Annotated in this window: 10 protein-coding genes; 7 read left to right on the top strand and 3 right to left on the bottom strand. The window is 70.1% G+C overall.

Annotated features, from left to right (window positions below):
• Window positions 1–143: 143 nt before the first annotated feature.
• From R1Z03_RS16300 to R1Z03_RS16315, 4 genes are all read left to right on the top strand, one after another.
• A complete protein-coding gene (locus R1Z03_RS16300; protein ID WP_317352813.1) occupies window positions 144–1,163 on the top strand; it encodes an LLM class flavin-dependent oxidoreductase in 1,020 nt (339 codons plus the stop codon).
• A 154-nt stretch (window positions 1,164–1,317) separates the two neighbouring features.
• On the top strand, window positions 1,318–2,553 hold the full coding sequence (gene gspF / locus R1Z03_RS16305; protein WP_317352816.1) for a type II secretion system inner membrane protein GspF: 1,236 nt from the start codon (window positions 1,318–1,320) through the stop codon (window positions 2,551–2,553).
• A gap of 37 nt (window positions 2,554–2,590) precedes the next feature.
• Window positions 2,591–3,496: a 5'-nucleotidase gene (locus R1Z03_RS16310; protein ID WP_272551189.1), complete on the top strand. Its 906-nt coding sequence runs from the start codon at window positions 2,591–2,593 to the stop codon at window positions 3,494–3,496.
• Window positions 3,497–3,625: 129 nt separating this feature from the next.
• A complete protein-coding gene (locus tag R1Z03_RS16315) occupies window positions 3,626–4,084 on the top strand; it encodes an EF-hand domain-containing protein (RefSeq protein WP_317352818.1) in 459 nt (152 codons plus the stop codon).
• A 109-nt stretch (window positions 4,085–4,193) separates the two neighbouring features.
• On the opposite strand, the gene R1Z03_RS16320 is transcribed toward R1Z03_RS16315, so the two are convergent.
• From R1Z03_RS16320 to R1Z03_RS16330, 3 genes are all read right to left on the bottom strand, one after another.
• Window positions 4,194–4,625: a hypothetical protein gene (locus tag R1Z03_RS16320; RefSeq protein WP_284396393.1), complete on the bottom strand. Its 432-nt coding sequence runs from the start codon at window positions 4,623–4,625 to the stop codon at window positions 4,194–4,196.
• Between the two features lie 213 nt (window positions 4,626–4,838).
• Window positions 4,839–5,378, bottom strand: coding sequence for a DUF1854 domain-containing protein (locus R1Z03_RS16325; RefSeq protein WP_317352820.1), 540 nt, complete (start codon window positions 5,376–5,378; stop codon window positions 4,839–4,841).
• A 23-nt stretch (window positions 5,379–5,401) separates the two neighbouring features.
• Entirely contained in the window at window positions 5,402–7,720 is a 2,319-nt protein-coding gene (locus R1Z03_RS16330) for an ABC transporter ATP-binding protein (RefSeq protein WP_317352822.1), read from the bottom strand.
• A gap of 222 nt (window positions 7,721–7,942) precedes the next feature.
• Between R1Z03_RS16330 and cphA (R1Z03_RS16335) the strand changes: the two genes are divergently transcribed.
• From cphA (R1Z03_RS16335) to R1Z03_RS16345, 3 genes are all read left to right on the top strand, one after another.
• A complete protein-coding gene (gene cphA / locus R1Z03_RS16335) occupies window positions 7,943–10,147 on the top strand; it encodes a cyanophycin synthetase (protein WP_317352824.1) in 2,205 nt (734 codons plus the stop codon).
• Between the two features lie 71 nt (window positions 10,148–10,218).
• Window positions 10,219–12,792, top strand: coding sequence for a cyanophycin synthetase (gene cphA / locus R1Z03_RS16340; protein WP_284429840.1), 2,574 nt, complete (start codon window positions 10,219–10,221; stop codon window positions 12,790–12,792).
• The gene (locus tag R1Z03_RS16345; RefSeq protein WP_317352829.1) at window positions 12,789–13,292 is read left to right on the top strand and encodes a CreA family protein; all 504 of its coding nucleotides are present in this window, start codon (window positions 12,789–12,791) and stop codon (window positions 13,290–13,292) included. Before cphA (R1Z03_RS16340) ends, R1Z03_RS16345 begins: the two co-directional genes overlap by 4 nt.
• The last annotated feature ends 90 nt before the right edge of the window (window positions 13,293–13,382 follow it).

Consider the following 13,382-nt stretch of genomic DNA (forward strand, 5'->3'; position numbering starts at 1 on the left):
CGGCGCCGTCATAGCCTGGGATTATCGACGCTGGCTCAGCCATCGCCAAACTTGGCATTCGCGGCGCCCCGCATGGCACGCCTAGCACCGAACCGATGGCCGCGGGCGAGCACAGGTTTGGCCGGCGCCCCACAATCGTCCGCATGACCTCTACGCAACGCCCCACGCAACGATTCCCCGCTCTTTCCATGCTCGATCTGGTGGCCGTTCGCGAAGGCGGCACGGTGGCCGAGGCCCTGCAGATCGCCGTGCGCACCGCCCAGCATGCCGAATCGCTGGGCTTTTCGCGCTACTGGCTGGCCGAACACCACAACATGCCCGGCATCGCCAGCTCGGCCACGGCCGTGCTGGTCGGCCACATCGCCGGCGCCACGCAGCGCATCCGCGTCGGCTCGGGCGGCATCATGCTGCCCAACCATGCGCCGCTGGTGGTGGCCGAGGCCTTCGGCACGCTGGCCGAGCTGTACCCCGGCCGCATCGACCTGGGCCTGGGCCGAGCGCCCGGCACCGACGGCCCCACCATGCGCGCCCTGCGCCGCGACCGCGTGGAGACCGAGCAGGACTTTCCGCGCGACGTGGCCGAGCTGCAGCGCCTGCTGGGCCCCGTGCAGGCCGGCCAGCGCCTCGTGGCCACGCCCGGTGCCGGCACCGAGGTGCCCGTCTGGCTGCTGGGCTCCAGCCTGTTCTCGGCCCAGCTCGCGGCAGAACGCGGCCTGCCCTACGCCTTCGCCTCGCACTTCGCGCCGCGCATGCTGCACCAGGCGATCGATCTGTACCGGCGCCTGTTCCGCCCCTCGCCCACCCTGGCCGCGCCCTACGTGGTGGTCGGCGTGCCGGTGATCGCCGCCCCGACCGACGCCGAGGCCGAATACCTCGCCAGCAGCACCTACCAGCGGGTGCTGGGCATCCTGACGGGCAACCGCCTGCAGTTGCAGCCGCCCGTGGAAGACTTCGCGGCGCGGCTGTCGCCCCAGGAGCGCGCCGCCATCGGCGACTTCCTGGCTGCGGGCGTGATCGGCGGGCCGGACACGGTGCGCGCCGGCCTGCGCGAACTGGCCGAGGAAACCCGCGCCGACGAGTTCATGCTGGTGAGCGACGTGTACGACCCGGCGCTGCGCCTGCGGTCGCTGGACATCGTGGCCGCCGCCAACCGGGCGGAGTGAGCGGCCGGCACGGCGCCGCGCGCGACCGACGGCGCCGGGGCGGCAGGCGCACGCCGGCCCGCCATCGCCGCGCGACACCGGCCTGCCACCGGCAGCGGCTACCATCACGCACCGCCCCGTTGCCCATTCCCCTCGCCGATCCCGACTGAACCGCATGCCCGCCTTTTCCTTTGAAGCCCTCGACGCGCAGGGCCAGACCCGCAAAGGCACCATCGAAGCCGACACCGCCAAGGCCGCCCGCAGCCTGCTGCGCGCCCAGGCGCTCGTGCCCATGGCCGTGGAGGCGCTCGCGGCGGGCCAGGGCCCCACCGGCGGGGGCGCGGCCACCTTCAGCCAGCGGCTCTTCACGCGGCCGGTGTTCGGCGCCACGGCGCTCTCCATCTGGACCCGCCAGCTCGCCGGGCTCGTCGCCTCGGGCCTGCCGCTGGAGCGGGCCCTCACCGCCCTGGCCGACGAGGCCGACGACGAGCGCCAGCGCCACCTCGTGGCCACCCTGCGCGCCGAGGTGAACGCCGGCTCCACCTTCGCCCGTGCCCTGGGCGCCCACCCGCGCGAGTTCTCGGCCATCTACTGCGCCGTGATCGGCGCCGGCGAGCACAGCGGCAACCTCGGCCTGGTGCTGGAGCGCCTGGCGGACGATCTGGAGGACCGGCAGGCGCTCAAGGCCAAGCTGATCGGCGCGGCGCTCTACCCCGCCATCGTCACCCTGGTGGCCATCGTCATCGTGCTGTTCCTGGTGGGCTATGTCGTGCCCCAGGTGGCGGCCGTGTTCGCCGGCACCAAGCGCGCACTGCCCTTTCTCACCGTGGCCATGCTCGCCATCAGCGACGCGGTGCGCCACTACGGCTGGGCGGCGCTAATCGCTATTATTTTCATAGCATTCGGGGCAAGGTATGCCCTGGCGCAGCCGCGTTTTCGCGAAAAATTCGATGCCGTGTGGCTGACCCTGCCGCTGGTGGGCAAGCTGGCGCGCAGCTACAACGCGGCGCGCTTTGCCGGCACGCTGGCCATGCTGGCGGGCGCCGGCGTGCCCATCCTGCGGGCGCTGCAGGCCGCCGCCGAGACGCTGAACAACCGCGCCATGCGCGCCGATGCGCTCGACGCGCTGGTGCTGGTGCGCGAGGGCGCGCCGCTGGCCTCGGCCATGGCGCAGAAAAAGCGCTTTCCTGGCCTGGTCGCCATGTTCGCGCGCCTGGGCGAGCAGACCGGCCAGTTGCCCGTGATGCTGCAGCGCGCGGCCACGCAGCTGTCCACCGAGGTGCAGCGCCGGGCGCTGCAGCTGGCCACCATTCTGGAGCCCCTGCTCATCGTCGCCATGGGGCTCATCGTCATGCTGATCGTGCTGGCCGTTCTCATGCCCATCATCCAGCTCAACCAGTTCGTCAAATAATGACCGGCCTGCCTTCCCTCCGCCGCCGGAGCCCTCCATGGCCATGACCCTGGACGACAAGCTCGTCGTCGCCATCTCCTCGCGCGCGCTGTTCGATTTCGAGGAGGAAAACCGCCTGTTCGATCCGCTGCAGCCGCAGACCTACATGCAGCTGCAGCTCGACCGGCTGGACACGCCCGCGCGCCCCGGCGTGGCGTTCTCGCTGGTCAAGAAGCTGCTGGCCTTCAACGAGCCCGGCCACCAGCGCGTGGAGGTGGTGGTGCTGTCGCGCAACGACCCGGTGAGCGGCATGCGCATCTTCCGTTCGGCCAGCGCCGCGCACGTGCCGCTGGAGCGCGGCGTGTTCACGCAGGGGCGCGACCCGTTCCGCTACCTGCGGCCGCTGGGCGCGCACCTGTTCCTGTCCGCCAACGAGGCCGACGTGCGCCAGGCCCTGCAACTGGGCTACCCGGCCGCGCGCGTGCTGACCGAATCGGTGCAGGCCAGCCACGCCAATCCGCACGAGGTGCGCATCGCCTTCGATGGCGACGCCGTGCTGTTCTCCGACGAGGCCGAGCGCGTGTACCAGGCGCAGGGGCTGGCCGCCTTTCAGCGCCACGAGACCGACAAGGCCGCGCAGCCGCTGCCCGACGGCCCCTTCAAGCCGCTGCTGGCCGCGCTGCACCGGCTTCAGCAAGCGGCGGGCAGTTCGTCGGGCATGCGCCTGCGCACGGCCCTGGTCACCGCCCGCAGCGCGCCAGCGCACGAACGCGCCATCCAGACGCTCATGAACTGGAACATCGCCGTGGACGAGGCCATGTTCCTGGGTGGGCTGGACAAGGGCGGGTTCCTGCGCGAGTTCGAGCCTGATTTCTTCTTCGACGACCAGACCGGCCACGTCACCTCGGCGGCGCGGCACGTGCCCTCGGGCCACGTGAACAGCGGCATCTCCAACCCCGGTTGAAGGCGGTGGGCCCAGCCACCCCGCCATCGAAAGGCAAAGAAGCGCAAACCTTTGCAACCGCCGGTGAAACCCTGCCGCCCCCGATTGCAAAAACCCGCCGGCCCCACCATCTGTGACACCATGCCCCGAATGAACACCCCTGCCGCTCCCCTGCCGTCCCGTGTCCATGCCGCCCGCGCCGCCGCGGCGCCGGTCCGGCCCGGTGCAGCCGCCCTGCGCGCCATCGCGCTGTTTTCCCTGCTCGCCATCGGCCTGGCCTTCAGCGCCGTCGCCGCGACGCCCCCGGCCGCCGCGCCCCAGGCCAAGGCCAGCGAGCCCCTGAGCAAGGGCGAAATCAAGGCGCAAAAGGAGTTCAAGATGCTGGACTTCAATGGCGACGGCAAGCTGAGCCGCTCGGAAGTGGCGCTGTTCCCACGCCTGGCCAACGCGTTCGACGACGCCGATACCAACCACGACGGTTTCGTGTCGTACGAGGAAGTGCGGGCGTTCGCCGCCAAGTACCGGGCCGAACGCGACCGCGCCCGGGCCGAGGAAGCGAAAACCCCGGCCAGCGCGGCAGGCGGTGCGGCCAGCGCGGCCAAGCCCTAGCCGCCGCTCGCTACCGCCACCGCCACCGGACTCGTCGTTTTATAGCCAAAACGGCCTCCAGCACAATCAGCACTAGGGCATCCTGCTACTGATTTAAGAGCAAATCGCCTTACAGCCCGCCCGTTCGCTTGACCTTGGGGTCGGCATAGGTGAGGGGCTCGTCCTTGGCCTCCTGGGCCAGGCGCTCCTGCAGCGGGGTCTTGTTGAGCTCCTGCGCCATCTCGACGGCGCTGCCGCTGGCGCGCCACATCGACTGGATGAACTCGAGCAGCTGCTTGTAGATGGGCTCCGGCGGCGGCTCCTGCTTCTCTTCGACCGTGTCCTTCTTCTTGACCTCGGTCCAGTCGCGGTTGCGCGTGTCCGGGTCGGAGGGCTTGTCCGGCTCTCGCACGATGGCGCCCTCGCCCAGCCGGTCCATTGACTCGACGGGGTTGGCCGCATGGATGGGCCGGACAGGAACCGCGCCGGAGGCCCCCGTGGAATACAAATCGGCGCCCTGGGGACGCCAGCTCGGCGATCGGTCAACAGGTGGCATTTGCATGGCGGGGTCCGTTCGTGAAAGTGGAGCGGCAAGGGGAATTCATCCCTCGTCGTATTTCATAACGGCAAAAAGAAAGGGAAATTAAGGCCTTTTTAACGGATCAAGGCAAAAATCAGGGTTTACCCCTATCCCTTGGCCACGCCTGTGCCTCGCCACGCCGCAAGGCAGGGCGGTAGCAACCGCCGCCGGCTCATGCCCGGCGCGGCCGGGGTGCTATAGAAAACGCTCCAGCAGCCGGCGCGAGGATTTGTCCAGCGCCGCCACATCGGGCACGCGGAACTGCACGCCGTCGGCCGAGGCGATCAGCAAGGTGGTGCGCCCGCCCAGCCGGCGGATGTCCTCCTCGGCCTTGAGCACCAGCTGCGCGGGGCCGCGGTCCGTCTCCACCACCCAGGTGCTGGGGGTGGAAAACCCCGAGACGCTGACCAGCCTCTGCAGGATCGGCACGAATTCGCGGGCGTGAAGGTCTTCCTGGACCAGCGCCCGGGCGGCAGCAGGCAGGTGGTCCAGGTGCTCGATCCACTGCAGCTCATGGCCGTCCGCACCGACCAGGGAGATGCCCTCGGCCGGCGCGGCGATGGGAAAGGCCCGCACCGGCACCACTTCGGCGTGCTCGGCGCCGCCGGGCTGGGTGAGCACCAGGCGGCCGTGGGCGTTGCGCTGCAGGCGGATGCCGGCCACGGCCGAAGCGGTGGCAGGGACGGCGGCCGCGGTGGACGCGGCTGCGGAAAAAGGAGAAGGCGAAGCAGTCATGGGCGTGCGCTCTCTTTCAAGGATCAGGAGTTGCCCGCGGGATGGGCGGGGTGCAGCAACGCGCTGTCGATGACGAGGCCCGACGCCTCGGCGTCCTCCTCGGCCCGGCGGGCCTGGGCTTCGTAGAGGCGCCAGTAGGCGCCCTGCTTTTCCATCAGGGCGTCGTGCGGGCCGACCTCGACCACCTCGCCCCGGTCCATGACCACCAGGCGGTCGGCCTTGCGCAGCGTGGACAGGCGGTGGGCGATGGCGATGGTGGTTCGGCCCTGCACCAGGTTATCGAGCGCCTTCTGGATTTCCTTCTCGGTCTCGGTGTCCACGGCGGAGGTGGCCTCGTCCAGGATCAGAATGCGCGGGTCGATCAGCAGCGCGCGAGCGATGCTGATGCGTTGGCGCTCCCCGCCCGACAGGCCCTGGCCGCGCTCGCCCACCAGCGAGTCGTAGCCCTGGGGCAGGCGCAGGATGAATTCGTGCGCGTGGGCGGCGCGCGCGGCCGCCACGATCTCGGCGCGCGTGGCCTCGGGCTTGCCGTAGGCGATGTTCTCGGCGATGGTGCCGAAGAACAGGAACGGCTCCTGCAGCACCAGCCCGATGTGCCGGCGGTAGTCGGCCACGCGCAGCCGGCGCACATCCACGCCATCGACCTGGATCGAGCCCTCGGTCACGTCGTAGAAGCGGCTGATCAGGTTGACCAGCGTGCTCTTGCCCGAACCGCTGTGGCCCACCAGGCCGATCATCTCGCCCGGCCGGATATCCAGATTCAGCCCCTTGATGACCGAGCGGCTGCCATAGCGAAAGCCCACGTTGCGCATCGCGATGGCGCCCTCGACGCGCTCCATGGTCACTGGCTGCACCGGATCGGGCACGTTGCTCACGTGGTCCAGGATGTCGAAGATGCGCTTGGCGCCGGCCGCGGCCTTCTGCGTGACCGAAACGATGCGGCTCATGGAGTCGAGCCGGGTATAGAAGCGCCCGATGTAGGCGATGAACGCCGCCAGCACGCCGACGGTGATCTGGTTGTGCGCCACCAGCCAGATGCCGAAGCCCCAGACGATGAGCAGGCCGATCTCGGTCATCAGCGAGACCGTGGGCGTGAACAGCGACCAGGTCTTGTTGAGCCGGTCGTTCACCTCCAGGTTGTGCTGGTTGGCATCGCGAAAGCGCTGCGCCTCGCGCTTTTCCTGGGCGAAGGCCTTCACCACGCGGATGCCGGGAATGGTGTCGGCCAGCACGTTGGTGACCTCGGACCACACGCGGTCGATCTTCTCGAAGCCGGTGCGCAGACGGTCGCGCACGTTGTGGATCAGCCAGGCGATGAAGGGCAGCGGCACCAGCGTGACCAGCGCCAGCCAGGGGTTGATCGAAAACAGGATGGCTGCCGTCATCAGGATCATGAGCACATCGGTCATGAAGTCGAGGGCGTGCAGCGACAGGAAGACGTTGATGCGGTCCGTCTCCGAACCGATGCGCGCCATCAGGTCGCCGGTGCGCTTGCCGCCGAAATAGTCGAGCGAAAGGCGCAGCAGGTGCTCGTAGGTGGTGGTGCGCAGGTCCGCGCCGATGCGCTCGGACACCAGCGCCAGGATGTAGGTGCGCGCCCAGCCCAGCCCCCAGGCCAGCAGCGCCGACAGCAGCAGGCCGCCCAGATACAGCCCCACGAGGTGCACCGGAATCTGCTGGCCATTCTGGTAGGGGATGAGGATGTCATCCATCAGGGGAATCGTGAGGTACGGCGGCACCAGGGTGGCCGCAGTGGAGGCGAGCGTGAGCCCGAAGCCCGTCGCAAGTTGCTTGCGGTACGGCCGGGCGAAGCGCCACAGGCGCAGCAGCACCCAGGTGGAGGTCTGCGGGGCCGGCGCGCGGGCACAGGCGGGGCACTCCTCGGTGTCGGGCGGCAGCGCGGTGTGGCAGACCTCGCAGCGGGCCTCGTCCGCGGGCTCGGACTCGACCTTGGCATCGTGCGGCATGCCCAGCGCGGCCAGGCGCTGGTCAAACTTCTGCAGCATGCGCAGGGCCTGCGGATGGGCGCCGAGGGTGAAGCGCCACAGCGCCAGGCGGCGCTCGGCGTCGTGCAGTTCCAGCGCGCCCACGCCGCCGTGGTCGGACAGGCGCAAGGCCATGCCGGCGGCCAGCGGCCACTCCTGCACGGCACCGCCATCGGTGCGCGACAGCAGGCGCTGGGAGGTCAGCACCAGCAGGCCGGGCGCGAAGCGCAGGGCCGGGCTCAGGTCAACCTGCAGCGCGGCCAGCACGTTTTCGTGGGGAGCGAGCCTGGCTCGCCATTCGGCCCCGTCGGGGCCATTCAAGACACTCGAGGCGTCCACAGGATGTTGATGTTGCATTTTGGTTGGTTTTTCCGCCCTGGACGGCCCGAGAAGCCAGCCCGTGCTCTGGTCCCCATTCTCCCCGATGCTCCACAGGCCGCTTTGGCATCTGCATGTAACGCCTTCCCCACGGGCCACGCTGACATCCTTTAGGCCACCCCCGAGTGGGCGCACAATTGACCGACACTCCTTCCGCAAATCGGTCCGCTTCGGGCCGCAGTTTCCTTTACGCTGCACTCCATGGCGACATTCAATGACATCCAACTGCTGCGCATCAACTACCTGCGCGGTCCCAACATCTGGACTTACCGTCCAGTGCTCGAAGTCTGGCTGGATCTCGGCGCGCTCGAAGACCACCCGTCCAACGCCCTGCCGGGATTCAACGAGCGCCTGACCACCTGGCTGCCGGCGCTCATCGAGCACCACTGCGGCGTGGGCGAGCGCGGCGGCTTCCTGCAGCGGCTGGAGGGCGGCACCTGGTGCGGCCACGTGCTGGAGCACATCGTGATCGAGCTGCTCAACCTGTCGGGCATGCCCACGGGCTTCGGGCAGACGCGCAGCACCTCGCAGCGCGGCGTGTACCGCATGGTGTTCCGGGCGCGCGACGAGCGCGTGGCGCGCGTGGCGCTCGAGCAGGGCCACCAGCTCATCATGGCGGCCATCAATGACACCCCGTTCGACGTGCAGGCCGCCGTGGCGCGCGTGCGCACCGAGGTGGACGACCAGTACCTCGGCCCCAGCACCGCGTGCATCGTCACCGCCGCGACCGACCGCGGCATTCCGCACATCCGGCTGAACGACGGCAACCTGGTGCAACTGGGCTACGGTGCCTCGCAGCGCCGCATCTGGACGGCCGAGAGCGAGTTCACCAGCGCCATCGCCGAAGGCATCGCCAGCGACAAGGACCTGACCAAGAGCCTGCTCAAGTCGTGCGGCGTGCCCGTGCCCGAGGGCCAGGTCGTCAACAGCCCCGAAGAGGCCTGGGAAGCCGCGCAGGACATCGGCCTGCCGGTGGTCGTCAAGCCCTCGGACGGCAACCATGGCCGTGGCGTGACGCTGGACCTGCGCAAGCAGGCCGACATCGAGGCGGCCTACCACGTGGCCTACCCCGAGGGCAGCGACGTGATGGTCGAGCGCTTCATCCCCGGCGACGAGCACCGGGTGCTCGTGGTGGGCGGCAAGGTCGTGGCCGCCGCGCGCGGCGAGGTGGTGAGCATCACCGGCAACGGCCGATCCACCGTGCAGGAGCTGATCGACACGCAGCTCAACTCCGACCCGCGCCGCGGCTACGAAGAGGAATACCCGCTCGAGTTGATCCAGGTGGACACCAACGTGGCCGTGCAGCTCGAACTCAAGCGCCAGGACCTCAGCGCCACGGCCGTGCCCGAGGCCGGCCGCGAAGTCGTGGTGCAGCGCAACGGCAACGTGGCCGTGGACTGCACCGACGAAGTGCACCCCGAGGTGGCCTACATCGCCGCACTGGCGGCCAAGGTGGTGGGCCTGGACATCGCCGGCATCGACCTCGTGGCGCGCGACATCGGCCGCCCGCTGCAGGAGCAGAGCGGCGCGATCGTCGAGGTGAACGCCGGCCCCGGCCTGCTCATGCACCTGAAGCCCGCCATCGGCGCGCCGCGCCCCGTGGGCCAGGCGATTGCCGAGCACCTGTTCCCGGCCGAAGAGAACGCCGACGGCACGATCGGCCGCATTCCGCTGGTCGGCGTGGCCGGCACGCGCGGCACCAGCACCATCGCCCGCGTGGTGGGCTGGCTCATGCACCTGGGCGGGCGCCACACGGGCCTGGCCTGCCGCGAGGGTCTGTTCCTGGACCGCCGCTGCGTGGACACCACCGACAGCGCCCACTGGGAAGCCGCGCACCGCCTGCTGATGAACCAGATGGTGCAGGCCGCCGTGATCGAGAACGACGCCCGCACCATCCTGCGCGACGGCCTGGCCTACGACCGCTGCCAGGTGGGCGTGGTGACCGACATGGACGGCAAGGACGGGCTGGCCGAGTTCGACGTGTTCGAGCAGGACCAGATGTTCAAGGTGCTGCGCACGCAGATCGACGTGGTGCTGCCCGGCGGTGCCGCAGTGCTGAACGCCGCCGAGCCCCAGGTGCTGGAGCTGGCCCCGCTGTCGGACGGCGCCGTGGTGCTGTACGCCCAGGACGGCACGCTGCCCGCGATCGCGGAGCACCGCGCGCAGGACAACGGCCGCGCCGTCTTCGTGAAGGCAGGCCGGGTGGTGCTGGCCACCGGCTCGGCCGAGCATGTGCTCGGCGCGCTGGCCGACCTGACGTTCGGCCGCAATGCCGTGCAGACCGAGCCCGACACCCTGCTGGCCATCGTGGCAACGGCCTGGGCGCTGGACATCGCGCCGGACCTGATCGGCGCGGGCATCAAGACGTTCGAGCCCGAGCTGCCCTGCGCCGCACCGGCCCGCTAGACCCCTTTCAACGACCGCATGGACTCGAGCCGGCGCCCGCGCCGGCAACCCCAAGAAAGAGACGCTTTTCCATGGACGTATCCCGCACCCGGGCCCTGCGCGGCCCCAACCTCTGGAGCCGCCACACCGCCATCGAGGCCGTGGTGACCTGTGCCGAATCCGAACTCGCCATGCGCCAGATCGATGGCTTCGAATCCCGGCTGCGCGCGCTGTTTCCCGCCGTGGGCGTGCTGCACCCCGAGGGCAGCGATGCCGATGTCTCCCTGGCCCATGTCCTGGGCGGCGCGGCCCTGGCGCTGCAGGCGCAGGCCGGCTGCCCCGTCAGCTTCAGCCGCATCTCGGCCACCGTGGACCGCGGCGTGTACCAGGTGGTCGTCGAGTACAGCGAAGAGGCCGTGGGCCGGCAGGCCTTCGAGGATGCCCAGGCGCTGATCCAGGCCGCGCTGCAAGGCGGCCACTTCGACGCCGAGGCCGCCGTGGCGCGCCTGCGCGAGCTGGACGAGGACGAACGGCTGGGCCCCAGCACCGGCTCCATCGTCGAGGCCGCCGCGGCACGCGGCATTCCGTGGCGCCGGCTCACGTCGGGCAGCCTGGTCCAGTTCGGCTGGGGTTCCAAGCAGCGCCGCATCCAGGCCGCCGAGGTCGATTCGACCAGCGCCGTGGCCGAATCCATCGCGCAGGACAAGGACCTCACCAAGCGCCTGCTGCACGCCGCCGGCGTGCCCGTGCCGCTGGGCCGCCCGGTCGAGTCGGTGGACGATGCCTGGAAGGCCGCGCAGGAAGTCGGCCTGCCCGTGGTGGTCAAGCCCCAGGACGGCAACCAGGGCAAGGGCGTGACGGTGAACATCACCGAGCGCTCGCAGCTCGACGAGGCCTTCCGCGCCGCCGCCGAATACGGCACGGTGATGGTCGAGCGCTTCCTGCCGGGCCATGATTTCCGCCTCCTGGTGGTGGGCGACCAGCTGGTGGCCGCCGCGCGCCGCGAGCCGCCGCAGGTGCTGGGCGACGGCGAGCGCACCGTGCGCGAGCTGGTGCACCTGGTCAACCTCGATCCGCGCCGCGGCGAGGGCCACGCCACCTCGCTCACCAAGATCCGCCTGGACGACATCGCCGTGGCGCGGCTGGCCATGCAGGGCCTCACGCCCGACGCCGTGCCGGCCAAGGGCCAGCGCGTGATCCTGCGCAACAACGCCAACCTGTCCACCGGTGGCACCGCCACCGACGTGACGGACGACGTGCACCCCGAGGTGGCGGCCCGCGCCATCGCCGCGGCCCAGATGGTGGGCCTGCACATCTGCGGCGTGGACATGGTGGCCGAGAACGTGCTGCAGCCGCTGGAAGTGCAAGGCGGCGGCTTCGTCGAGGTAAACGCCGCGCCCGGCCTGCGCATGCACCTGGCGCCCAGCTACGGCAAGCCCCGCAACGTGGGCCAGGCCATGGTGGACAAGCTCTTCGCCAACGGGCAGGACGGGCGCATTCCCGTGGTGGCCGTGACCGGCACCAACGGCAAGACCACCACCGCGCGCCTGATCGCGCACCTGTTCTCGGCCCAGGGCCTGCGCGTGGGCATGACCAACACCGACGGCGTGTACGTGAACGGCCGCCAGATCGACAGCGGCGACTGCTCCGGCCCCAAGAGCGCGCGCAACGTGCTGCTGCACCCCGAGGTGGATGCGGCCGTGTTCGAAACCGCGCGCGGCGGCATCCTGCGCGAGGGCCTGGGCTTCGACCGCTGCCAGGTGGCCGTGGTGACCAACATCGGCGCCGGCGACCACCTGGGCCTGAACTACATCACCACGGTGGACGACCTGGCCGTGCTCAAGCGCGTGATCGTGCAGAACGTGGCGCCGGACGGCTACGCCGTGCTCAACGCGGCCGACCCCATCGTCGCGGCCATGGCCTCGTCCACGCCGGGCAAGGTGATCTACTTCGCCAGCGACCGCCACCACCCGGTGATGGCCACGCACCGCGCGCAGGGCCACCGGTCGGTGTACATGGACGGCGAGTCCATCGTCGCGGCCGAAGGCTCGTGGCGCGAGACCATCCACCTGCGCGACGTGCCCATCACGCGCAACGGCAAGATCGGTTTCCAGGTCGAGAACGTCATGGCATCGGTGGCCGCCGCCTGGGGCGCGGGCCTGCCATGGCAGACCATCCGCCGCGGGCTCTCGGGCTTCGTGAACGACAGCGACAACGCCCCCGGCCGCTTCAACGTGATGGATTTCAAGGGCGCCACGGTGATCGCCGACTACGGCCACAACCCGGACGCGATGCGCGCCCTGGTGGCCGCCGTCGATGCGCTGCCGGGCAACCGCCGCAGCGTGGTCATCAGCGGCGCGGGCGACCGGCGCGACGAGGACATCCGCGACCAGACGGTGATCCTGGGCGCGGCGTTCGACGACGTGATCCTCTACCAGGACGCGGCCCAGCGCGGCCGTGCCGACGGCGAGGTGATGGCGCTGCTGCGCGAGGGCCTGGCGGGCGCCTCGCGCACCAAGCACATCGAGGAGATCCGCGGCGAGTTCATCGCCATCGATTCGGCGCTGGATCGGCTGCAGCCGGGCGACCTGTGCCTCGTGCTGGTGGACCAGGTGGAAGAAGCCCTGGCGCACCTGGCCAAGCGCTGCGCGGAGGTGGCCGCATGACCGCCGCCCGCCGCCTCTCCCATGCCCTGCCCCGTGCCGCGCTGGCACTCGGGCTGGCCGCCGCCGCGCTGTGCACCCAGGCCGAGACCATCGGCACCGTGGACACCGCGTTCAAGCTCCTGGGCCGCGACCACGACATCATCGTGGAGGCCTACGACGACCCAGCCGTGCAGGGCGTGACCTGCTACGTGTCGCGCGCCCGCACCGGCGGCATCAAGGGCTCGCTCGGGCTGGCCGAGGACAAGGCCGAGGCCTCCATCGCCTGCCGTCAGACCGGGCCCATCGCGTTCCCCAAGCCGCCGCTCAAGCAGCAGGACGAGGTGTTCAGCGAACGCATCTCCATTTTGTTCAAGCGCCTGCGCATCGTGCGAATGGTGGACCCGGCCCGCAACACGCTGGTGTACCTGACGTACTCCGACCGGCTCATCGAAGGCTCGCCGCAGAACGCGGTGACCGCCGTGCCGGTGGACCGCGCCACGCCGATTCCGCTCAAGAAGTGAGGCACGGGGCCCGGGCAAGCGATTCGTGGCCGAATCGCCCCCATGCCCTAGTACCCATTGCCTTCATTGCTATTATTTATATAGCAAAAA

The sequence above is a fragment of the Acidovorax sp. BLS4 genome, from assembly GCF_032929295.1.
Lineage (GTDB): Bacteria > Pseudomonadota > Gammaproteobacteria > Burkholderiales > Burkholderiaceae_C > Paracidovorax.

Coding starts and splice junctions, on each gene's coding strand:
- gspF (WP_317352816.1), top strand. CDS start 1,318: ATGCCCGCCTTTTCCTTTGAAGCCCTCGACGCGCAGGGCCAGACCCGC.
- R1Z03_RS16325 (WP_317352820.1), bottom strand. CDS start 5,378: ATGACTGCTTCGCCTTCTCCTTTTTCCGCAGCCGCGTCCACCGCGGCC.
- R1Z03_RS16300 (WP_317352813.1), top strand. CDS start 144: ATGACCTCTACGCAACGCCCCACGCAACGATTCCCCGCTCTTTCCATG.
- cphA (WP_284429840.1), top strand. CDS start 10,219: ATGGACGTATCCCGCACCCGGGCCCTGCGCGGCCCCAACCTCTGGAGC.
- R1Z03_RS16315 (WP_317352818.1), top strand. CDS start 3,626: ATGAACACCCCTGCCGCTCCCCTGCCGTCCCGTGTCCATGCCGCCCGC.
- R1Z03_RS16310 (WP_272551189.1), top strand. CDS start 2,591: ATGGCCATGACCCTGGACGACAAGCTCGTCGTCGCCATCTCCTCGCGC.
- R1Z03_RS16330 (WP_317352822.1), bottom strand. CDS start 7,720: ATGCAACATCAACATCCTGTGGACGCCTCGAGTGTCTTGAATGGCCCC.
- R1Z03_RS16320 (WP_284396393.1), bottom strand. CDS start 4,625: ATGCAAATGCCACCTGTTGACCGATCGCCGAGCTGGCGTCCCCAGGGC.
- cphA (WP_317352824.1), top strand. CDS start 7,943: ATGGCGACATTCAATGACATCCAACTGCTGCGCATCAACTACCTGCGC.
- R1Z03_RS16345 (WP_317352829.1), top strand. CDS start 12,789: ATGACCGCCGCCCGCCGCCTCTCCCATGCCCTGCCCCGTGCCGCGCTG.